At 69.7% G+C, this 19,509-nt stretch carries 20 protein-coding genes; 18 read left to right on the top strand and 2 right to left on the bottom strand.

Translation table 11 applies throughout. The features are described from left to right. Positions 1-66 precede the first annotated feature (66 nt). Positions 67-1,155, top strand: a complete 1,089-nt coding sequence (prfA, locus tag SALPAC6_RS0104250) for a peptide chain release factor 1 (RefSeq protein WP_018252201.1) — start codon at positions 67-69, stop codon at positions 1,153-1,155. Between the two features lie 19 nt (positions 1,156-1,174). On the opposite strand, the gene SALPAC6_RS0104245 is transcribed toward prfA, so the two are convergent. After that, positions 1,175-2,755: a GGDEF domain-containing protein gene (locus SALPAC6_RS0104245; protein ID WP_018252200.1), complete on the bottom strand. Its 1,581-nt coding sequence runs from the start codon at positions 2,753-2,755 to the stop codon at positions 1,175-1,177. Between the two features lie 73 nt (positions 2,756-2,828). Between SALPAC6_RS0104245 and prmC the strand changes: the two genes are divergently transcribed. The 16 genes from prmC to SALPAC6_RS0104165 all read left to right on the top strand — a co-directional run bounded on the left by prmC (position 2,829) and on the right by SALPAC6_RS0104165 (position 17,275). Next, entirely contained in the window at positions 2,829-3,734 is a 906-nt protein-coding gene (gene prmC, locus SALPAC6_RS0104240; RefSeq protein WP_020493537.1) for a peptide chain release factor N(5)-glutamine methyltransferase, read from the top strand. Between the two features lie 131 nt (positions 3,735-3,865). Then, positions 3,866-4,510, top strand: coding sequence for an L-threonylcarbamoyladenylate synthase (locus SALPAC6_RS0104235; protein ID WP_018252198.1), 645 nt, complete (start codon positions 3,866-3,868; stop codon positions 4,508-4,510). After that, positions 4,511-5,125, top strand: a complete 615-nt coding sequence (locus SALPAC6_RS0104230) for an arsenate reductase/protein-tyrosine-phosphatase family protein (protein WP_026189308.1) — start codon at positions 4,511-4,513, stop codon at positions 5,123-5,125. Positions 5,126-5,218: 93 nt separating this feature from the next. After that, positions 5,219-7,330: a transglycosylase domain-containing protein gene (locus SALPAC6_RS0104225; RefSeq protein ID WP_018252196.1), complete on the top strand. Its 2,112-nt coding sequence runs from the start codon at positions 5,219-5,221 to the stop codon at positions 7,328-7,330. Positions 7,331-7,473: 143 nt separating this feature from the next. Next, complete coding sequence (locus tag SALPAC6_RS0104220; protein WP_018252195.1) at positions 7,474-7,962, top strand: hypothetical protein; 489 nt, start codon at positions 7,474-7,476, stop codon at positions 7,960-7,962. A 180-nt stretch (positions 7,963-8,142) separates the two neighbouring features. Further along, positions 8,143-8,364, top strand: coding sequence for an MATE family efflux transporter (locus SALPAC6_RS0104215; protein WP_018216786.1), 222 nt, complete (start codon positions 8,143-8,145; stop codon positions 8,362-8,364). 43 nt (positions 8,365-8,407) lie between these two features. Then, the gene (gene atpB, locus SALPAC6_RS0104210; protein WP_020493536.1) at positions 8,408-9,187 is read left to right on the top strand and encodes a F0F1 ATP synthase subunit A; all 780 of its coding nucleotides are present in this window, start codon (positions 8,408-8,410) and stop codon (positions 9,185-9,187) included. Between the two features lie 94 nt (positions 9,188-9,281). After that, positions 9,282-9,506 (top strand): ATP synthase F0 subunit C, encoded by a 225-nt coding sequence (gene atpE / locus SALPAC6_RS0104205; RefSeq protein ID WP_018252193.1) that lies wholly within the window; start codon positions 9,282-9,284, stop codon positions 9,504-9,506. A 31-nt stretch (positions 9,507-9,537) separates the two neighbouring features. Then, a complete protein-coding gene (locus SALPAC6_RS0104200) occupies positions 9,538-10,062 on the top strand; it encodes a F0F1 ATP synthase subunit B (protein ID WP_018252192.1) in 525 nt (174 codons plus the stop codon). Next, the gene (locus tag SALPAC6_RS0104195; RefSeq protein ID WP_018252191.1) at positions 10,062-10,886 is read left to right on the top strand and encodes a F0F1 ATP synthase subunit delta; all 825 of its coding nucleotides are present in this window, start codon (positions 10,062-10,064) and stop codon (positions 10,884-10,886) included. Before SALPAC6_RS0104200 ends, SALPAC6_RS0104195 begins: the two co-directional genes overlap by 1 nt. Before the next feature lie 93 nt (positions 10,887-10,979). After that, a complete protein-coding gene (gene atpA, locus SALPAC6_RS0104190; RefSeq protein ID WP_018252190.1) occupies positions 10,980-12,632 on the top strand; it encodes a F0F1 ATP synthase subunit alpha in 1,653 nt (550 codons plus the stop codon). A 3-nt stretch (positions 12,633-12,635) separates the two neighbouring features. Then, positions 12,636-13,565: a F0F1 ATP synthase subunit gamma gene (locus tag SALPAC6_RS0104185; RefSeq protein WP_018252189.1), complete on the top strand. Its 930-nt coding sequence runs from the start codon at positions 12,636-12,638 to the stop codon at positions 13,563-13,565. After that, complete coding sequence (atpD, locus tag SALPAC6_RS0104180) at positions 13,565-15,022, top strand: F0F1 ATP synthase subunit beta (protein ID WP_018252188.1); 1,458 nt, start codon at positions 13,565-13,567, stop codon at positions 15,020-15,022. The genes SALPAC6_RS0104185 and atpD overlap by 1 nt, the downstream gene beginning before the upstream one ends. Before the next feature lie 242 nt (positions 15,023-15,264). Further along, complete coding sequence (locus tag SALPAC6_RS0104175; protein WP_018252187.1) at positions 15,265-16,407, top strand: LCP family protein; 1,143 nt, start codon at positions 15,265-15,267, stop codon at positions 16,405-16,407. 114 nt (positions 16,408-16,521) lie between these two features. Beyond that, the gene (locus tag SALPAC6_RS0104170; RefSeq protein WP_018252186.1) at positions 16,522-16,806 is read left to right on the top strand and encodes a F0F1 ATP synthase subunit epsilon; all 285 of its coding nucleotides are present in this window, start codon (positions 16,522-16,524) and stop codon (positions 16,804-16,806) included. A gap of 13 nt (positions 16,807-16,819) precedes the next feature. Then, on the top strand, positions 16,820-17,275 hold the full coding sequence (locus tag SALPAC6_RS0104165; protein ID WP_018252185.1) for a DUF2550 domain-containing protein: 456 nt from the start codon (positions 16,820-16,822) through the stop codon (positions 17,273-17,275). Positions 17,276-17,495: 220 nt separating this feature from the next. Here the strand turns inward: SALPAC6_RS0104165 and SALPAC6_RS0104155 are convergent, their stop codons facing one another. Beyond that, positions 17,496-18,068 carry a cob(I)yrinic acid a,c-diamide adenosyltransferase gene (locus tag SALPAC6_RS0104155; RefSeq protein ID WP_018252183.1) on the bottom strand — a complete coding sequence of 191 codons (573 nt, stop codon included), beginning with the start codon at positions 18,066-18,068 and terminating at the stop codon, positions 17,496-17,498. Between SALPAC6_RS0104155 and murA the strand changes: the two genes are divergently transcribed. Further along, a complete protein-coding gene (murA, locus tag SALPAC6_RS0104150; RefSeq protein ID WP_018252182.1) occupies positions 18,067-19,491 on the top strand; it encodes a UDP-N-acetylglucosamine 1-carboxyvinyltransferase in 1,425 nt (474 codons plus the stop codon). The two genes, SALPAC6_RS0104155 and murA, sit on opposite strands and share 2 nt — an antisense overlap. The last annotated feature ends 18 nt before the right edge of the window (positions 19,492-19,509 follow it).

The raw sequence follows: 19,509 nt of genomic DNA, 5'->3' as shown, positions 1-19,509 counted from the left end.
CCGTCCGTATTCCGCCCCACTCCGGGGCCTCGCCGTCCAGCGCCGTTGTCGAAGGAGTAGCTGTCCATGAGTAGCGAGCGTCTGGCCACCCTTCTGGATGAGTACGCGGAGCTGGAAAAGCGGCTGGCCGACCCGGCGATTCACGCCGACCAGAACCTGGCTCGCCGAGTCGGCCGCCGGTACGCGGAGCTGGTGCCGCTACACAAGGCCGCCACCGAGCTGGCGCAGGCCCGAGCCGACCTGGCGGCGGCGAAGGAACTGGCGGCCGAGGATCCCGCCTTCGCTGACGAGGCGGAGGCGATCGCGGCGACCCTGCCGGCACTGGAGGAGTGCCTCGCCGAGCTGTTGATCCCGCGGGACCCGCACGACGCCAAGGACATCATCGTCGAGATCAAGGCGGGGGAGGGGGGCGAGGAGTCGGCGCTCTTCGCCGGCGACCTGCTGCGGATGTACACCCGGTACGCGGAACGCTGTGGCTGGCTGGTCGAGGTGATCGACGCGCAGGATTCCGACCTGGGCGGCGTCAAGGACGTCTCGGTGGCCATCAAGAGCAAGGGAGTGCCGGAGGGCGGCAACGGGGTGTGGTCCCGACTCAAGTGGGAGGGCGGCGTGCACCGCGTGCAGCGGGTGCCGGTCACCGAGTCGCAGGGACGCATCCACACCAGCGCGGCTGGCGTGCTGGTGCTGCCGGAGGCCGAGGAGATCGACGTGACGATCGACCCGAACGAGCTTCGGATCGACGTGTTCCGCTCGTCTGGTCCCGGTGGTCAGTCGGTGAACACCACCGACTCCGCGGTCCGGATCACCCACCTGCCGACCGGCATCGTCGTCTCCTGCCAGAACGAGAAGTCCCAGTTGCAGAACCGCGAGCAGGCGATGCGGATCCTGCGGGCCCGACTCCTGGCGGTGGCGCAGGAGCAGGCCGACGCCGCCGCCTCCGACGCGCGTAGGGCGCAGGTACGGACGGTGGACCGCTCGGAGCGGATCCGCACCTACAACTTCCCGCAGAACCGGATCACCGACCACCGGATCGGTTACACGGCGTACAACCTGGACCTGGCCCTCGCCGGAGAGCTGGACGGCGTGCTGGCGGCGCTCGCCGAGGCCGACCGGGCGGCCCGGCTGGCGGGCAACGCGGACCTGGTCCGCCGCTGACACCGCCGGCTCGCCCCGGTCAACGGTCTGCCGGCCCGGCCCCGAGGCCGTCAGGAGGCGCGGGGCGGGTCTTGGCGCGCAGCATCTCCCGGTCGGCGGTCTCGAAGGCGACGCTCAGGGCATCCTGTACGTCGGGGCCGGTGGCGGCGACCTCGGCGAAGCCGATGCTGACCCCGACCGGGGTGCCAGGCACGAGGGACTCCCAGTCCTCGGTCCGTACGGCGGATCTGATCCGGCGCGCCACCTCCTCCGCCTCGGCCATGTTCGTTCCGGGTAGCACCACGACGAACTCGTCGCCGCCGTAGCGGGCCACAAAGTCGTTGCGCCGCATCACCCGGTTGACCACTCCGGCGACGCGCTGCAGGACCAGGTCGCCGGAGTGGTGCCCGTGGCACGTGTTCACCGCCTTGAATCCGTCCAGGTCGCAGATGCCGATCACCACCCGCTTCCCCTGGGCCATCACGGTGGCGATGTGCCGTTCCAGCCGGCGCCGGTTGGGTAGCCCGGTCAGCGGGTCGGTGAGTGCCTCTCCCTCGAAGCGGGCGGCCTCGCGGCGCATCTCCTCGTGGTCGATGCGGGCGGCGATTCCGTCGATGTAGACGTCCCGAAGTCGATTGTTGCGCTGCGCGGCGAGCCGGAACGCCCGCCGGTCGGCCCGGTGCGCGGCGACGTGTTCACCGGCCCGGCCGTGCGCGATGCTGCGGAGCCGATCGGGTTCGGCCGCACCCAGGGTCTCGGTGGAGACGTGCACGGTGTCCAGTCGGGCGATCGCCTCGATCGGGCGGTCGGCCGCGATGGCCAGGCAGACCTCGCCAAGTTGGCGCATGTCTCGCGCCCGGGCACTGTCGCCGCCGTGGCTGAGCAGTCGGTTTGGGGCGGCATTCGTTCCCACCTCCAGTCGGTCACCCAGGGCGGCCTGCCGCGCTGCGGCGTAGCCGTACGCGGCGAGGCTGCTCGGGCGGAGCCGCCCGGCCTCTCCGGCGTGCAGGAACTGCGCCAGGTCGCTGGCGATGTCGCGGAGCACCCGCAGGCAGCCGTCGCTGTCGCCGGTGTGGTCCAGCGCGACGGCGTTACGTAGTCGGATGCCGGGGGCGGCGAAGGTCTCCGCCGGGATGCCGGCGGCGAGCCCGAGCTGTCGGGCCCGCTCGATCGCGCCCAGCGCGTATCCGTGGAAGCTGAGGTAGGAGTAGGCCATCGCGAGGTCGTGCCAGCCCCAGGCGGTGTCCTGGTCGGGGTCCTCGACGGCACCCAGCGCGCGAGCGGCCCGCACCAGGTGCATGACACAGCGGTCCAGGGCGCCCTGATGGTGGGCGGCGAGCGCGGCGAGCGCGTGGAGGTGTCCGTGCGGGTATGGCTCGGTGAGGTCTCGGACGGCGGTGGTGGCCTCCTCGATGGCCCGGGTGTACTCCGCGGTGCGGCCCAGGTTGACCACCGCGGAGAGACGTTGCACCAGGGCGTCGGCCCGGGCGTACCGGTCGTTGGTGGTGGCGAGCACGCCCGAGAGGATGCGGTAGGCCTCGGTGGAGCGGCTCGACTCCTGTAGCCCGCGCGCCCGGCTCAGGGTGTCAACCTGGTCGCCGACCTGGTCCAGCCAACCCACCCGCGACCTCCTGTCTGTGTGCGCCTGACCGCACCGGCTCGTGGACGGTTGCGTGACGCCCCATGATTATGGCGTGAGCACTTTGTCGCAACAGCCGTCCGAAGGGACGAATCGGGAGCGACCCACCCGAGCGGTCGTCCGGGCCGCCCGGCTGCTGGCCGACGCCGGGGTGGAGGGGCCCCGGGGGGAGGCGGAGGTGCTGGCCGCGTACGTGCTGGGGGTGCCACGGGGACGGCTGGCGCTGGCCGACGGGCTAGACCCGGACCAGCGTCGCCGGTTCGACGCGTTGGTGGCCCGGCGGGCCGGCCGGGAACCGTTGCAGCACCTCACCGGCAGCGCACCGTTTCGGCATCTCGAACTGGCGGTCGGCCCGGGCGTCTTCGTGCCTCGTCCGGAGACGGAGCTGCTCGCCGGGTGGGGCGTCGAGCAGGCACGCCGGGAGGCGGCGCCGCTGGTCGTGGACCTGTGCAGCGGCTCCGGGGCGATCGCCCTTGCGGTGGCGCAGGAGGTCCCGGCGGCCCGGGTGGTCGCGGTGGAGCGTTCCCCGGCGGCGCTGTCGTGGCTGCGGCGCAACGCGACCAGCCGGGCCGCCGCCGGCGATCGGCCGGTTGAGGTGGTGGTCGCGGATGTCACGGTGCCGGATCTGCTCGACGACCTCCTGGGTCAGGTGGACGTGCTGCTGTGCAACCCGCCGTACGTTCCGGTGGACGTGGTGGTGCCGCCGGAGGTCGGCCAGCACGATCCGGCGCCGGCGGTCTTCGCCGGTGCGGACGGATTGGCCGTGATCCGGCCGGTGGTGTCCCGGGCCGCGCTGCTGTTACGGCCCGGGGGCCGGCTCGGGATCGAGCACGACGACACGCAGGGTGCGGCGGTACCCGGGCTGCTGGCCGGGGACGGCCGGTACGACTCGATCGCCGACCACGCGGACCTCGCCGGCCGGCCCCGATTCGCTACCGCGACCCGGCGGGTGGACGCGTGAGAGCCCGGTGGCGCCGGCGGGTGGGTCGGCGAACTCGCCCACCTGCGGGGCGGGGGTGGAGCGCGCGTGTCCGCCGCCCGGGTACGGCCGGCACACCGCCCGGACCCGGGCGTGGCAGACTGCTGCTCGTGATGCTCTACGACTGCCGGTCGCCCGCCGACCGGGACCGCGGCATCGCGGCAGCCATCAAGGCGATCCGCGACGGCGAGTTGGTCGTCCTGCCGACCGACACGGTCTATGGGATCGGGGCGGACGCGTTCACTCCGCACGCGGTCAAGGCCCTGCTCGACGCCAAGGGTGGTCAGCCGGTGCCGCCGCCGGTGCTGATCGGCTCCCGGCACACCCTGGACGGTCTGGTCTTTTCGTTGCCCAGCGCGGCCCGTGATCTGGTGGCGGCCTTCTGGCCAGGTGCGCTGACCATCGTGGTTGAGCACTCGCCTAGCCTGCGCTGGGATCTGGGGGAGACCTCGGGCCGGATCGCGGTGCGGATGCCGTTGCATCCGGTCGCGCTGGAGGTCCTCCGGGAGACCGGCCCGATGGCGGTGGCGTCGGCGAACACGGCTGGTCTGCCCGCGGCCACCACCGCCGAGGCGGCCCGTGGGCAGCTCGCCTACTCGGTGCGCACGTATTTGGAAGCGGGTCCGGCGGTGGATCCGGTGCCGAGCACGATCGTGGACCTGACCGGGCCGGTGCCCCAGCTGCTCCGCGCCGGTGCGATCGAGCTGGACCGGCTGCGGGATGTGGTGCCGGATATCGACTTGAACCGGGTGGCCTGAGTGCCGCCGTTTACCGTTCTCCACGTGTGTATGGGCAACATCTGTCGCTCTCCGATGGCGGAGCGGCTGCTGGTCCTGGCTGTCCAGGTGCGGCTGGCCCGGCACGGCGACGCCGCACCGGGGCTCGCCGACGAGCTACTGCACAGTCACAGCGCCGGCACCGGCGGTTGGCACGCCGGTGAGGAGATGAATCCACCGGCGGCCCGACAGGTGGCCGGGCGGGGCGGTGGCACCGACGGGTTCGCGGCCCGAAAGCTGCGTTCGGAGCATATCGACGGCGCTGACCTGGTGCTCACCGCGACCGCCGATCAGCAGGAGTTCGTGTCGGTGTTGCGTCCGGACGCGGGTTCCCGCACCTTCGTGCTGGGTGAGTTCGGTCGTCTGTTGCCCGCGGTGGACCTGGCTGGTCTGCCGGCGGCCGGAGCGAGCCCCACCGCTGTGTACACGCGCGGTGTGGCGCTGGTCGAGGCGGTCAACGCCGTTCGGGCGGGGGCCGGGCCGCTCCCCACGGATGACCTCGACGACCCGTGGGGCCGGGGCGACCAGTGTTTCGGCCGGGTCGCCGACGAGGTCGAGGAGACGGTGCGTCCGTTGGCGGCGGCGTTGTTGCCGTAACCCACCTGGGTTACCCGGCGGCGGAACGAGGCGGACAAGAGGCGCATTCGGGTCATTCTTGAGGAGTCCTGCCGGCTCCTGCGGGGAGAGCTGATGACCCGGGCACACCTGAACAAGCTGATGACAGTCCTGCTCGCCGGCCTTCTGGCCGGTCTCGGGCTCGCGGTGGCGGCCTTGCCCGCCGCGTTGGTGTACGGAGTCGGCCTCTCGGCGCTCGCCGCGCCCTACACGGAGCTGCCGAACACCCTGCGTACGCCGCCGACCCCACAGCGGTCCAACCTGTACGCCAACGACGGCAGCACGTTGATCACCTCCTTCTACCAGGAGGACCGGGTGGATGTGCCGCTGCACGAGGTGGCCCCGGTGATGCGTCAGGCGATCCTCGCCGCCGAGGACGCCCGCTTCTACCAGCACCGTGGGGTGGACCTGCGCGGCGTGGTCCGGGCGTTCACCGCCAACCAGCGCGGCGGTGCGGTCCGGCAGGGGGCGTCCACCCTGACCATGCAGTACGTCCGCAACGTTCTGGCCAGCGACCCCCGTCTGACCGAGGAGCAGCGCCGGGCCGCCACTGAGGTCACCTCCGCGCGCAAGGTGCAGGAGGTGCGGTACGCGTTGGCACTGGAGCGGGAGCTGAGCAAGGACGAGATCCTCGCCCGCTACCTCAACATCGCCTACTTTGGTGCCGGCGCATACGGGGTGGCGGCCGCGAGTAAGCGTTACTTCTCCAAGTCGCCGGCGGACCTGAACCTGGCCGAGGCGACGCTGCTCGCCGGGCTGGTCCAGTCCCCACACACCGACGACCCGCTCAACGGGGACGCCGATGCCGCGCGGCAACGCCGGGCGTACGTGCTGGAACAGCTGGTCGAGGCCGGTCAGCTCGCGGCGGACGAGGCGGCCCGGGTGGCGGCCGAGCCGCTGCGGCTGCGGCCCACCGAGACGCCGAACGACTGCGCGGCGGTGCCGGCGGAGCAGAACGACTGGGGCTTCTTCTGCGACTGGTTCACCCGCTGGTGGAATTCGCAGGAGGCGTTCGGATCGACGGTTGACGAGCGGCAGCTCGCCCTGCGCCGGGGCGGCTACGAGATTGTGGCGTCCCTGGACCCGGCGGTGCAGCAGGCCGCGATCGAGCAGGTGCGGCAGATCTACTCGGCGAACCACCGCCACGCGCTGCCGACCGCCGTGGTCCAGCCCGGAACCGGGCGGGTGCTCGCCATGGCGGTCAACCGCACCTACGGCGTACAGCCGAACCCGGCCGGGTGGAAGAACCGCCCGAACACGGTCAATCAGCTGATTGCGGGCGGCGGCGCAATCCAGGGCTATCAGGGCGGGAGCACGTTCAAGCTGTTCACCGTGCTGGCCGCGGTGGAGGCCGGGCTGCCGTTGAACACGGTGTTCGACGCGCCCGACCGAATCGTCACCGACTTCCCGATCAGCGGTCCGACGAGCTGTGACGGAAGGTGGTGCCCCCGCAACGCCAGCTCGTCGGTCGATGGTGAGCACACCATGTGGAGTGCGTTCGGGAAGTCGGTCAACACGTACTTCGCCTGGTTGACCGAGCGGGTCGGCGCGGATCGGGTGGTGGAGATGGCCGAGCGGCTGGGCATCGTGTTCCGGGCGCCCAGCGACGAGCAGCTGGCCCGGCACGGTGTCCGCACGTGGGGCCCGTTCACGTTGGGTGTCTCGGCCACGACTCCGTTGGATCTGGCGAACGCGTACGCCACCATCGCGGCCGAGGGGCGGTGGTGCGCGCCGCTGCCGGTGGTGCGGATCACCGACGCGGCCGGGCGGACGGTCGCGGCCGGGTCGCCGGACTGCCGGCAGGTCGTGGCCCGGGACGTGGCCCGGGCCGCGGTGGACGCCGCGCGCTGTCCGGTCGGGGATCAGTCGATGTACCAGGGCTGTGAGGGGGGTACCGCACCGGAGCTCCGCTCCCGGCTGGGACGCCCGGTCGCCGGCAAGACCGGCAGTTCGGAGGGGTACGGAACGGAGTCCATCGTCGCGGTCACGCCGCAGCTGGCGGTGGCGGCGATCGCCACCAACCCGGACGACCCGCACGATGCGGTGGGGCACGCGGTCCAGGCGCGGATGGCCGACGGGGTGGCGGAGTTGATGTCCCTCGCTCTACGGGGGCAGCCGGTTCGAGACTTCGTCCCGCCGAGCGAGGTAACCGCCTTCGATGTCACCCCTGCCCGGACCGGGGAGTAGCGCACCCCGGGCGCGGGCGTCCTCGCCGATGGGGGGCCTATGCTCTCCCCCCGGGGCGGGAGGCGCTCGTCGGTGTGCCCCGTCACACCGTTTCCGCTGGCGCCGCGCGGCCGCCGGCGCGGGGACCAATAGACTGTGGTGCTGTGAACACCGAGACGACGCCGACCTGCCAGGGGCGGGACCACGACCAGCCGCGGGCGACCGATCCGGCCGCGGGCGAGCCGGGCGCGATTCGCGCGCGGCTGCCCTACCTGCGGCTGCCCCTGGCCGCGTGTGCCCTCCTCGCGGTCGCCGCGGTGCCGGCCGCGGCGGCCGTCCGGGGTGCCACCTCCGCGGCCGCGGTGGCGGCGGGGATCGCGCTCGTTGTCGTGAGCTACCTGGTCTCCGGGCTCTCGGTGGCCTGGGCAGATGCGGTCAACCCGCAGCTGATCATGTCGGTTGGGCTGGTCACCTACGTCACGAAGATTGTGGTGCTGGGCGTGGTGATGGCGGCGGTCGCCGGGACTGGTTGGGCCGGGCTGCCGGACATGGGGGTGGCCATCATCGTCGCCGTGGTGGTCTGGACGGCCGCCCACCTGACCTGGGCTCTCCGCGCGCCACTACCCACAGTTGACTCGTCGTCGCGGAGCTGAGTGGCCGGACGGCCCTACCCGGACGACTGGCGTCTATCCGCCGTTTTGATGTCCTATGCGGTGTGTCGGACAGGAGTAGGCTGGCCCGGATTGATGCGCCAGCCGCGCCCGCACGCCGCCCTGCAGTGTGGGGGGTGCCGCACACTCCTGCGTGCTGCGGCTGCTAATGTACGCGTCGTAATGGCCGACAACCCAGACCGCGAACCGTCCGACGCGCACTCGTCGGAGGGTGTGGCGGGTGCCGTGCTTGGCTACCTTCTCGCCGGCATCCTGGTCTGGGGATTTCTCGGCTGGTTGGCAGAGGGCTTCCTCGGCGTGCCGGCCGGCGTGGGGATCGCCGTCGGCATGATGCTCGGCGCAGCCGCAGCGATCTACCTGATCATGAAGAGGCTCGGTGCCTGAGTGTTCGGCACGCGCCGGTCTGTCGAGTGTGGAGGATGACACGGTGAGCGGACAGCTGGTCGTCGCCCAGGACCTTCCCTGGCCCCCCAGCGTCAATGACTTCTATCCGCCAGCGGTGGCTGGACCGTGGGTCACGAAGTTCACCCTCATGGTCTGGCTGGCCGTCGGGCTGGTGATCGTCTTCTACATGACCGCCTACCGGAACCCGAAGCTGGTCCCCAGTAAGGGGCAGTGGCTGGCCGAGTCGGTCTACGGGCTGGTTCGGGACAACATCGCCCGGGAGCAGATGGGCAATGCCGGCATCCGGTTCGCCCCCTACTTCACGGTGCTGTTCAGCTTCATTCTGGTCACCAATATCTTCAGCATCGTTCCCGGGCTGCAGATCTCGCCGAACGCGCACATCGCCTTCCCGATCGTGCTCTCGGCGATCTCCTACGTGCTCTACCTCGCTGTCGGGGTCCGTAAGCACGGTCTCCTGAAGTACCTCAAGATGAGCCTGATCCTGCCGGGCGTGCCGTGGCCGATGCACTTCCTGCTGATCCCGATCGAGTTCCTACAGAACTTCGTCGTGCGGCCGGTTACCCTGGCCCTCCGGCTCTTCGCCAACATGTTCGCCGGTCACCTGCTCCTGCTGGTCTTCACCGTCGGTGGCTTCGTGATGCTCTCCGCGGACAACCTCTTCGTTCAAGTGACCTCGGTCTTCTCCTTCGCGATGGCGATCGTGATGGCCTTCTTCGAGGCGCTGGTGGCGGTGCTGCAGGCATACGTCTTCGTCACGCTGTCCGCTAACTACGTCGGCACCTCGCTGGCCGAGGAGCACTGAGATCCTGCTCGGCGGGCCGTCCGGCCCGACCAAGCTTCTGGTACAAACCCCGAACGCGTGAGACCTCACGTGCGAGCTAGGAGGAATACCCGCAATGGACGTTCTCGCCGCCATCGAGGGCAGCATCAACACCGTCGGCTACGGCCTCGCCGCCATCGGCCCCGGCATTGGTGTCGCGCTGGTCTTCGCGGCCTACATCCAGGCAAGCGCCCGCCAGCCGGAGTCCGCCGGCTTCAACCGCACCTGGCTGGTCCTGGGCTTCGCCCTGGTCGAGGCGCTCGCCCTCTTCGGCCTGGTGCTCGCCTTCGCCATCGGCTGACGAGTACCCTTCCCCGACCCGGAGGTCTGACATGTATCTCGCCGCCGAAGGGCACAACCCGATCCTGCCGATCTGGCAAGAGCTCGTCGTCGGGACCATCGCCTTCGCCCTACTGGTCTTCGTGCTGCTGAAGTTCGTCATGCCGCGCATGGAGACGATGTACCAGGCGCGGGTGGACGCGATCGAGGGCGGCCTCAAGCGCGCTGAGGCTGCTCAGGCCGAGGCCAACCAGCTGCTCGAGCAGTACCGGGCCCAGCTGGCCGAGGTGCGCACCGAGGCGGCCCGGATCCGGGACGACGCCCGGGCCGACGCGGAGGGCATCCGGCAGGACATCCTCGCCAAGGCGCGGGAGGAGTCCGACCGGATCATCGCCGCCGGCAAGGAGCAGCTCGTCGCCGAGCGGACCACGATCGTGCGCGAGTTGCGTACCGAGGTCGGCACGCTCGCGGTGGACCTGGCCAGCAAGATCGTTGGTGAGTCCCTCGCCGACGAGGCGCGCCGCGCCGGCACGGTCGACCGGTTCCTGGACGGTCTCGAGAGCGCGGGGGCCCGCTGATGCAGGCCGCCACCAGCCGGGAGTCGTACAAGATCGCGGCCGACCGCCTCGACGAGTACGTCCGGGGTGCGGAGTCTTCGGCGGTGGCCGGCACCGCCGAAGACCTTCTCTCCGTCGCCGACCTGCTCCGGCGCGAGCCACGGCTGCGCCGGGCCCTCGTTGACCCGGCCCGCTCCGGTACGGACCGGGCCGACCTGCTCGCCGGAATCCTCACCGGGAAGGTCGGCGGGGACGCGCTCGACCTGCTGACCACCCTGGTCTCCCACCGCTGGTCGGCCTCGTCGGAGCTCCTCGACGGTGCCGAGCGGCTCGGTGTGGCCGCGCTGCTGGCCGCCGCCGACAAGGCGGGCGACCTCGGTGAGGTCGAGGACGAGCTGTTCCGTTTCGGTCAGGTCGTGGCCGGCCAGTCGGCGCTCTCCAACGTGCTCTCGGACCCGGCGGCCCCGTCCGCGCAGCGGGCCACCCTCGCCGGTGAGCTGCTCGCCGGCAAGGCCCGCCCGGTCACCGTCCGGCTGGTCGAGGTGGCGCTCGGCGGGTTCGGCGGGCGCTCCTTCGTCGGGGCGCTCACCCGGTTGGTCGAGCTCGCCGCCGACCAGCGGGACCGACAGGTGGCGTACGTGACCGTCGCAGCCCCGTTGGGTGCGGAGGAGGAGCAGCGCCTGGTCGCCCGCCTCTCTGCCATCTACGGTCGCGAGGTGACCGTCAAGCAGTCGGTCAACCCCGAGGTCCTCGGTGGTGTCAGCGTCCAGGTCGGCTCCGACCTGTACGACGGCACCGTCCTGCGTCGCCTCAACGAATCCCGTAACGCGCTCGCTAAGCGCTGAGCCGGAACCTGCCGCGCCAGCGCCCTGACCAGACGTCATTCGGACCGGTCGGTACTAGGTATCCCGGGCCCCTGATACTTAAGGAAGCAGAGGATGGCCGAGCTGACCATCTCGACGGAGGAGATCCGCGGCGCGCTGGAGCGCTACGTCTCCTCCTACAGCGCCGACGTGTCCCGCGAGGAGGTCGGCACCGTCGCTGACGCCGGCGACGGCATCGCCCACGTCGAGGGCCTGCCCTCGACCATGACCAACGAGCTGCTCGAGTTCGAAGACGGCACGATCGGTGTGGCGCTGAACCTCGACGTCCGGGAGATCGGTGTCGTCGTCCTCGGCGACTTCGCCGGCATCGAGGAGGGGCAGCGCGTCAAGCGCACTGGCCGCGTGCTCTCGGCCCCGGTCGGCGACGCCTTCCTCGGCCGCGTGGTCAACGCGCTCGGTGAGCCGATCGACGGCCTCGGCGACATCCCGAACGAGGGCTTCCGGGAGCTGGAGCTCCAGGCCCCGAACGTGATGTCCCGGAAGTCGGTCGACGAGCCGCTGCAGACCGGGATCAAGGCCATCGACGCGATGACGCCGATCGGCCGGGGCCAGCGCCAGCTGATCATCGGTGACCGGAAGACCGGTAAGACCACCGTCGCCCTGGACACCATCCTTAACCAGCGGGACAACTGGCGCTCCGGCGACCCGAAGAAGCAGGTCCGCTGCATCTACGTCGCCGTCGGCCAGAAGGCCTCCACGATCGCCTCGATCAAGGGCGTGCTGGAGGAGGCGGGCGCGATGGAGTACACCACCATCGTGGCCTCCCCGGCGTCCGACCCGGCCGGCTTCAAGTACCTCGCCCCGTACACCGGCTCGTCGATCGGGCAGCACTGGATGTACGGCGGCAAGCACGTCCTGATCGTCTTCGACGACCTGAGCAAGCAGGCCGAGGCGTACCGGGCCGTGTCACTGCTGCTGCGTCGCCCGCCGGGCCGCGAGGCGTACCCGGGTGACGTCTTCTACCTGCACTCCCGGCTGTTGGAGCGCTGCGCGAAGCTCTCCGACGAGATGGGCGGCGGCTCGATGACCGGTCTGCCGATCATCGAGACCAAGGCGAACGACATCTCGGCGTTCATCCCGACCAACGTCATCTCCATCACCGATGGCCAGATCTTCCTGGAGACCGACCTGTTCAACCAGGGCGTCCGGCCGGCGATCAACGTCGGCACCTCGGTCTCCCGGGTTGGTGGCGCCGCGCAGGTGAAGCCGATGAAGAAGGTCTCCGGCTCGCTGCGGCTGAACCTGGCCCAGTACCGTGAGCTGGAGGCGTTCGCCGCCTTCGCCTCGGACCTGGACAAGGCTTCCCGGGCCCAGCTGGATCGGGGTGCCCGCCTGGTCGAGCTGCTCAAGCAGTCGAACTACTCGCCCTTCCCGGTGCAGGATCAGGTCGTCTCGGTCTGGGCCGGTGTCGAGGGCAAGCTGGATGACATCCCGGTCGGCGAGATCCGTCGCTTCGAGTCCGAGCTCCTGCAGTACCTGCGGCACAAGCACGAGGGCGTCCTCGCGCAGATCGCGGACGGCACCTGGGGCGACGACGTTATCGCCTCCCTGGACGCGGCGATCACCGACTTCAAGAAACTCTTCCTGGGCAAGGAGGACGAGCGGCGGATCAACGAGCCGGCCGCCGAGCCGTTGGCCGGTGAGGAGGACCGGGAGACGGTTACCCGGTTCCAGGACGAGCCGACCGACCGTCCGGCTGGAAGCTGACCGATGGCCGCCCAGGTACGCGTACTCCGCCAACGCATCCGCGCGGCGAAGTCGATGAAGAAGATCACCAAGGCGATGGAGCTCGTCGCGACGAGCCGGATCGCCAAGGCCCAGGAGCAGGTGGCGGCCTCCCTGCCCTACTCCCGGGCCATCACCGAGGTGCTCACGGCGCTGGCGTCCAACACGCGGATCGACCACCCGCTACTCACTCCCCGGGAGCGGGTGCGGCGGGCTGGTGTGCTGCTGGTCACCAGTGACCGGGGCCTGGCCGGTGGCTACAGCTCCAACGCCATCAAGACGGCGGAGTCGCTGCTCGCCCGGCTGCGCGCCGACGGCAAGGAGCCTTCGCTCTATGTCATCGGTCGCAAGGGCGTGCAGTACTACCGGTTCCGCAACCGGCCGATCACAGCGTGCTGGACCGGCTTCTCGGAGCAGCCGACCTTCGCCGACGCCCGCGAGGTGGGCGAGACGCTGATCAAGGCGTTCACCGCTGGCGTGGACGACGGCGACGGGGATCCGGGGCCGGATGGGGTCTTCGGTGTGGACGAGCTTCACATCGTCTCCACCGAGTTCAAGTCCCTGATGACCCAGGTGCCGGTCCCGAGGATCCTCGGGCCGATGGAGATCGAGGACCGGCCCCGGTCCGAAGGTGCGCTGCCGGCCTACGAATTCGAGCCGGAGGCGGAGGCGCTCCTCGACGCGCTGCTGCCGAAGTACATCAACACCCGGATCTACGCGGCGTTGGTCGAGTCGGCGGCGAGTGAGTCGGCGTCGCGACGGCGGGCGATGAAGAGCGCCACCGACAACGCCGAAGAGATGATCGAGAAGTACACGCGCGAGATGAACTCGGCCCGCCAGGCCGGGATCACCCAGGAGATCAGCGAGATCGTCGGCGGCGCGAACGCGCTGGCCGCGTCGGGAAGTGAAGTGTGATGACTGTTTCCGCTACTGCTGATGGGCCGGCCGGCACCAACGCGGCCACCGGTCGCGTGGTCCGGGTCATCGGCCCGGTCGTCGACGCCGAGTTCCCGCGCGACGCGATGCCGGACCTGTTCAACGCCATGCACGTTGACGTGACCCTCTCCGGCGGCGAGAAGACGCTGACCCTGGAGGTCGCCCAGCACCTGGGGGACAACCTGGTCCGTGCCATCTCCATGCAGCCGACCGACGGCCTGGTCCGCGGGGTGGAGGTGCGTGACACCGGTTCGCCGATCACGGTGCCCGTGGGTGACACGGTCAAGGGCCACGTGTTCAACGCGATCGGCGAGTGCCTCAACCTGGAGCCGGGTGAGACGCTCAGCCCGGACGACCACTGGCAGATCCACCGCAAGGCCCCGGCCTTCGCGGACCTGGAGCCGAAGACGGAGATGCTGGAGACCGGCATCAAGGTCATCGACCTGCTCGCCCCGTACGTCAAGGGCGGCAAGATCGGTCTGTTCGGCGGTGCCGGCGTGGGCAAGACGGTGCTGATCCAGGAGATGATCACCCGGGTTGCCCGGAACTTCGGTGGTACCTCGGTCTTCGCCGGGGTGGGTGAGCGTACCCGCGAGGGTAATGACCTGATCGCCGAGATGAGCGAGTCCGGCGTGATCGACAAGACCGCGCTGGTCTACGGCCAGATGGACGAGCCGCCGGGCACCCGCCTCCGCGTCGCGCTCTCCGCGCTGACCATGGCGGAGTACTTCCGGGACGTGCAGAAGCAGGAGGTGTTGCTCTTCATCGACAACATCTTCCGGTTCACCCAGGCCGGCTCCGAGGTCTCCACGCTGCTCGGCCGGATGCCGAGCGCCGTGGGCTACCAGCCGACGCTCGCCGACGAGATGGGCGAGCTCCAGGAGCGGATCACCTCGGTCCGGGGTCAGGCGATCACCTCGCTGCAGGCGATCTACGTGCCCGCCGACGACTACACCGACCCGGCGCCGGCCACCACCTTCGCCCACCTGGACGCGACCACCAACCTGGAGCGTTCGATCTCCGACAAGGGCATCTACCCGGCGGTGGACCCGCTGGCGTCCTCGTCCCGGATCCTCGCCCCGGAGTTCGTCGGCCAGGAGCACTTCACGGTGGCCACCGAGGTGAAGCGGATCCTGCAGCGGTACAAGGACCTGCAGGACATCATCGCGATCCTGGGTATTGAGGAGCTTTCCGAGGAGGACAAGCTCACGGTCGGCCGGGCGCGTCGGATCGAGCGCTTCCTGTCGCAGAACACCTACGCCGCCGAGCAGTTCACCGGCATGAAGGGCTCGACGGTCCCGATCAAGGAGACCATCGACGCGTTCAAGAAGATCAGTGAGGGTGAGTACGACCACTTCCCCGAGCAGGCCTTCTTCATGTGCGGTGGCCTGGACGACCTGGAGCGTAAGGCCAAGGAGCTCATGGCGGAGGGCTGAGTGCCCCGCTGCGGCTGCCGCCGCAGGTAGCGCTTAGTAGCGACGAGAGGCCGCCCTGGTGCACGCCGGGGCGGCCTTTCCGCACATCCGTTGCCGCCGTTCCGGTCGCTGGCTCCCTTTCGCCGATCGGTGACCTTGATTGGTGGCGAGGTACCGTTTCACGCGCGTCGCGCTAACTGTGCGCCCATTCGTGCAATCATTCGCTGACGTACGCCCGTCCCGATAGACGTTGACGAACGGAGATGATCGTGGGTAAGGCCGGCAAAGGCGGCAAGAAGAAGCCGTCGGTGTGGGCGGGCGTGCCGCGGTGGGCCCAGGTGTGCACCGCCTTCGGCGCCATTTTGATGTTCGTCAGCGGCGTGGCCCTGGTTGGGGCCGAGGCGCTGGTGGCGCGGTACGAGAACGCGGTGGGCAAGGCGGACCTGTTCGGGGACCAGGCGGCGGGAGCCAGTGAGCGTACGAGCGACATCAAGGGCCCGCTCAACATCCTGCTCGTCGGCGTTGACCCCCGCAAAGAGGAGCAGCTACCGCTGGCCGACTCGATCATGGTGCTGCACGTGCCGGAGGGGCTCGACCGAGCCTACCTCTTCTCGATGCCCCGAGATCTCTACGTCGAGATTCCCGCTTTCGACAAGGCCGGATTTCCCGGCGATAGGGCCAAGCTCAACGCGGCGATGTCCTACGGCAGTCAGGTGCAGGGGGAGAACCCCAGCACGGCGCAGGGCTTCGAACTGCTCGCCAAGACGGTCCAGTCGATCACCGGGATCCAGCGGTTCGACGCCGGGGCGATCATCAACTTCGGTGGGTTCATCAAGATTGTGGATGCGATGGGTGGCGTCACGATGGACATCGAGCAGGAGGTGCGCTCGAGGCATCGCCGCCCCGACGGCACGCACCGAGAGCTGCGCCCCGGCGGTGGGGGATACGTCGGCGAGCAGGCGGTATACCCGCCGGGAGAGCAACTTCTCGAGGGTTGGCAGGCGCTGGACTACATCCGTCAGCGCTACGAAGCGAACGGTGTGCCAGACGGTGACTACGGCCGCCAGCGGCACCAGCAGCAGTTTGTCAAGGCAATGGCGAGTCAGGCCCTCAGCGCTGATGTGGTGACCAACCCGATCAAGCTGGACCGGGTGCTTCGGGCCGCCGGTGAGTCACTGATCTTCAACGGCCGGGGGCACAGCGTGATTGACTTTGGCCTGGCCCTGAAGGACCTCCGGCCGGGCAACATCCAGATGATCAAACTGTCCGGTGGACGCGTCGATGAGGGCGAGAAATACCTGGGCGAGGCCTTTCTGCCGGCCGTTGAGGACTTCTTCCTGGCGCTGCGGAACGAGCAACTCGATGCGTTCCTGCTGGAGCATCCGGACTTCCAGAACAAGAGCTGACCGTATCGGAGCCGAATCCCAACCCGAGTGGCGTACGTCTCGTCACCCGCGATACCGGCGCCCCGATGGCGAGACTAGAATTTCGGCAACCCGACGCCGCAGCAAGGAGACAGCGTGGCACAGCAGCTTCACGTCGAGCTGGTAGCCGTCGAGGAGACGGTATGGTCCGGCGAGGCCGAGATGGTCATGGCCCGGACGACCGAGGGTGAGCTTGGCGTGATGCCAGGGCATGCTCCGCTGCTCGGTCAGCTCGCGGAGTCCGGCCAGGTTCGGATCAAGGTTGCCGGAGGCGACCAGCTCTCCTACGAGGTGGCTGGCGGCTTCCTCTCCGTGAGCAACAAGGGTGTCACCGTCCTGGCCGAGAGCGCCAGCCCGGTCCGGGCCGCGCAGGGTAGCTGAGCGCCACCCGGCGATGGGGATCGTCGAAGGGGTCGGGATCGGCATCGCCGTCATCGTCGGCGCGCTTCTGGCTCTCTTTGTCCGGCGTGGGTTGGTTACTCGCAGCGGAGGGATTATCCGGCTCAACGTCCGGACCTCCACGATCCTCGACGGCCGGGGTTGGGCCCCCGGCTTCGGCCGCTTCGTCGGGGACGAGCTTCGCCTCTACCGAATGTTCAGTTTCGCTCTCCGCCCCCGGCGGACACTCTCCCGTAAGGGTCTCGCGGTGGAACGCCGCCGGCTGCCCGAAGGGCAGGAGCGGTTCTCGATGCCCGCCGACTGGATCATCCTCCGCTGTACCAGCCGCCATGCCCCGGTCGAGATTGCTATGGCGCGCTCGACCGTCACCGGTTTTCTCTCCTGGCTTGAGGCCGCTCCTCCGGGGGCGGCCTCGCCGAGTCTGACCGCTCAGGACTGGCCAGCGGCCTGAGGCCCCCAGTCGCGGACCGGTGCGGAGCCCCCGGGGCGCCGGGGCCCGTGCAGCGCCCACGGCGCAACGGTACGAGGAGACCTCGGCCGATTAGTTCTGCCGTTTCACCTCGCCGAGCTGCTGCTCCTGGGCGCGGATGGTAGCCGGCAGGTCGGGTATGCAGACCTCGGCGTGGTGCGGCGCGCCGGCTCCCACACCGGCGCGTCGGACGGTCGATCGGTTAGTGCTTGCCGCCGGGCACCCATAGCACATCTCCGGCCGGATTTGCCGTTCTTGACAGGATAAAGAGTAGATCGGAGAGCCGGTTGAGATACTTTGCCGGGAGCGTGCTGGTTCGGTCGGGGTCATGGGTGATCAGGGCCCAGGCCGCACGCTCGGCGCGCCGGGCTACCGTCCGCGCAACATGCAGTAGCGCCGCGCCAGCGGTGCCGCCGGGGAGGGTGAAGGAGTCGAGCTTGCTCAGGCGTGCGTTGTACTCGTCGCACCAGCCCTCAAGGCGCTCGATGTACGCCTCGGTGACTCGTAGCGGCGGGTACTTCGGATTCGGTTCGACCGGCGTGGCCAGGTCGGCCCCCACGTCGAACATATCGTTCTGGATTGATCCGAGTATCGTGCGCAGCTCTTCGTCGAGTTGCCCGAGAGCGAGCGCCACGCCAATCGCCGCGTTGCACTCGTCCACGTCCGCGTACGCGGCGATCCGGGGATCGGTCTTTGGAACCTGCTCGTTGTTGCTCAGCCTGGTCGTGCCGGCGTCGCCGGCCTTGGTGTAGATGCGCGTGAGGTGGACGGCCATGACGCACAGCCTACGGACACCGGATCTGATGATCCCGGACCGGCCGGACCATGCCTGGCTGACCAGTCCGGGCGATGCCGGCGCGGCGGTTGACGACGTCATTCGGGTACGGGGTGGCACCCGAATGACCGGCACCGTGCACGTGGTGGGCGCCAAGAACTCGGCCTTGAAGCTCATGGCCGCGGCACTGCTGGCGCCGGGCCGTAGCGTCATCACCAATGTCCCGCGGATCACCGATATCGCGATCATGGGAGAGGTGCTGCGTCGGCTCGGCTGCGGGGTTCGGTTCGACGCGGACGATCCGGTGGACCCGATGGAGGCGTACGGCGGGACTCCCCGCTCCCGGTCGGTGACCATTGATGTGCCGGAGACCCCCGGCATCGACGCGGACTGCGATCTGGTTCGCCGGCTGCGCGCGTCGATCTGCGTACTCGGGCCCCTGCTGGCGCGTCGTGGATCTGTTCGGGTGGCCCATCCGGGGGGCGACGCGATCGGCTCGCGCGGGTTGGACATGCATATCGCCGGGCTCACCCGGATGGGCGCCGAGATCTCCGGTGAGCGCGGCTGCGTGGTCGCCACGGCCCCGCACGGGCTGCGCGGTACCGAGATCGTGTTGGATTTCCCGAGCGTCGGCGCCACCGAGAACCTGGTGATGGCGGCGGTGCTCGCCCAGGGCACCACGGTCATCGACAACGCCGCCCGCGAACCGGAGATCGTGGACATCTGCACGATGCTCCGACAGATGGGTGCGCTCATCGACGGTGCCGGCACCTCGACGTTGACCGTCGTCGGGGTGCCCGGGCTGCATCCGGTGCGGCACGCCACCGTGGGGGACCGGATCGTCGCCGGCACGTGGGCGTTCGGCGCGGCGATGACTCGGGGCGACGTGACGGTGACCGGGGCCTCCCCGGCCTTCCTCGACATCGCCCTGGACAAGCTGGTCTCCGCCGGTGCGCTGGTGGAGACGCGGCGGGACGCCTTCCGGGTCCGGATGGTGGACCGCCCCCGTGCGGTGGACGTGGTCACCCTGCCCTACCCCGGGTTCGCCACCGACCTGCTACCGATGGCGATCGGGCTGGCGGCGGTCAGCGACGGTGCCTCCCTGATTACCGAGAACATCTTTGACGGCCGGTTCATGTTCGCCAACGAGATGATGCGACTCGGCGCGGACATTCAGACCGACGGCCACCACGCCGTGGTCCGGGGGCGACAGCGGCTCTCCGGGGCGCTGGTGCGGGCAACCGACATCCGCGCCGGAGCGGGTCTCCTGATCGCGGGGCTCTGCACCGAAGGGGTCACCGAGGTCTCTCAGGTGCACCATGTGGATCGGGGTTACCCGGACTTCGTGGCGGACCTGCGGGCCCTCGGCGTCGAGGTGGAGCGGGGCGGCGCTGCCGACGGGGGCATCTCCCTCGGCCGGTGAGGGGCACCGCGGTGGGAC

The sequence above is a fragment of the Salinispora mooreana genome (assembly GCF_000379065.1).
Lineage (GTDB): Bacteria > Actinomycetota > Actinomycetes > Mycobacteriales > Micromonosporaceae > Micromonospora > Micromonospora mooreana.
This window is presented reverse-complemented; position numbering and strand designations above follow the sequence as displayed.

Excerpts from the sequence above, each read along its gene's own strand:
- SALPAC6_RS0104215 (WP_018216786.1), top strand. The coding sequence starts at position 8,143 with ATGGCCGACAACCCAGACCGCGAACCGTCCGACGCGCACTCGTCGGAG.
- SALPAC6_RS0104165 (WP_018252185.1), top strand. The coding sequence starts at position 16,820 with ATGGGGATCGTCGAAGGGGTCGGGATCGGCATCGCCGTCATCGTCGGC.
- SALPAC6_RS0104235 (WP_018252198.1), top strand. The coding sequence starts at position 3,866 with ATGCTCTACGACTGCCGGTCGCCCGCCGACCGGGACCGCGGCATCGCG.
- atpA (WP_018252190.1), top strand. The coding sequence starts at position 10,980 with ATGGCCGAGCTGACCATCTCGACGGAGGAGATCCGCGGCGCGCTGGAG.
- SALPAC6_RS0104155 (WP_018252183.1), bottom strand. The coding sequence starts at position 18,068 with ATGGCCGTCCACCTCACGCGCATCTACACCAAGGCCGGCGACGCCGGC.
- SALPAC6_RS0104195 (WP_018252191.1), top strand. The coding sequence starts at position 10,062 with ATGCAGGCCGCCACCAGCCGGGAGTCGTACAAGATCGCGGCCGACCGC.
- atpD (WP_018252188.1), top strand. The coding sequence starts at position 13,565 with ATGACTGTTTCCGCTACTGCTGATGGGCCGGCCGGCACCAACGCGGCC.
- prfA (WP_018252201.1), top strand. The coding sequence starts at position 67 with ATGAGTAGCGAGCGTCTGGCCACCCTTCTGGATGAGTACGCGGAGCTG.
- atpE (WP_018252193.1), top strand. The coding sequence starts at position 9,282 with ATGGACGTTCTCGCCGCCATCGAGGGCAGCATCAACACCGTCGGCTAC.
- murA (WP_018252182.1), top strand. The coding sequence starts at position 18,067 with ATGACGCACAGCCTACGGACACCGGATCTGATGATCCCGGACCGGCCG.
- SALPAC6_RS0104200 (WP_018252192.1), top strand. The coding sequence starts at position 9,538 with ATGTATCTCGCCGCCGAAGGGCACAACCCGATCCTGCCGATCTGGCAA.
- SALPAC6_RS0104175 (WP_018252187.1), top strand. The coding sequence starts at position 15,265 with ATGATCGTGGGTAAGGCCGGCAAAGGCGGCAAGAAGAAGCCGTCGGTG.
- SALPAC6_RS0104185 (WP_018252189.1), top strand. The coding sequence starts at position 12,636 with ATGGCCGCCCAGGTACGCGTACTCCGCCAACGCATCCGCGCGGCGAAG.
- SALPAC6_RS0104225 (WP_018252196.1), top strand. The coding sequence starts at position 5,219 with ATGACCCGGGCACACCTGAACAAGCTGATGACAGTCCTGCTCGCCGGC.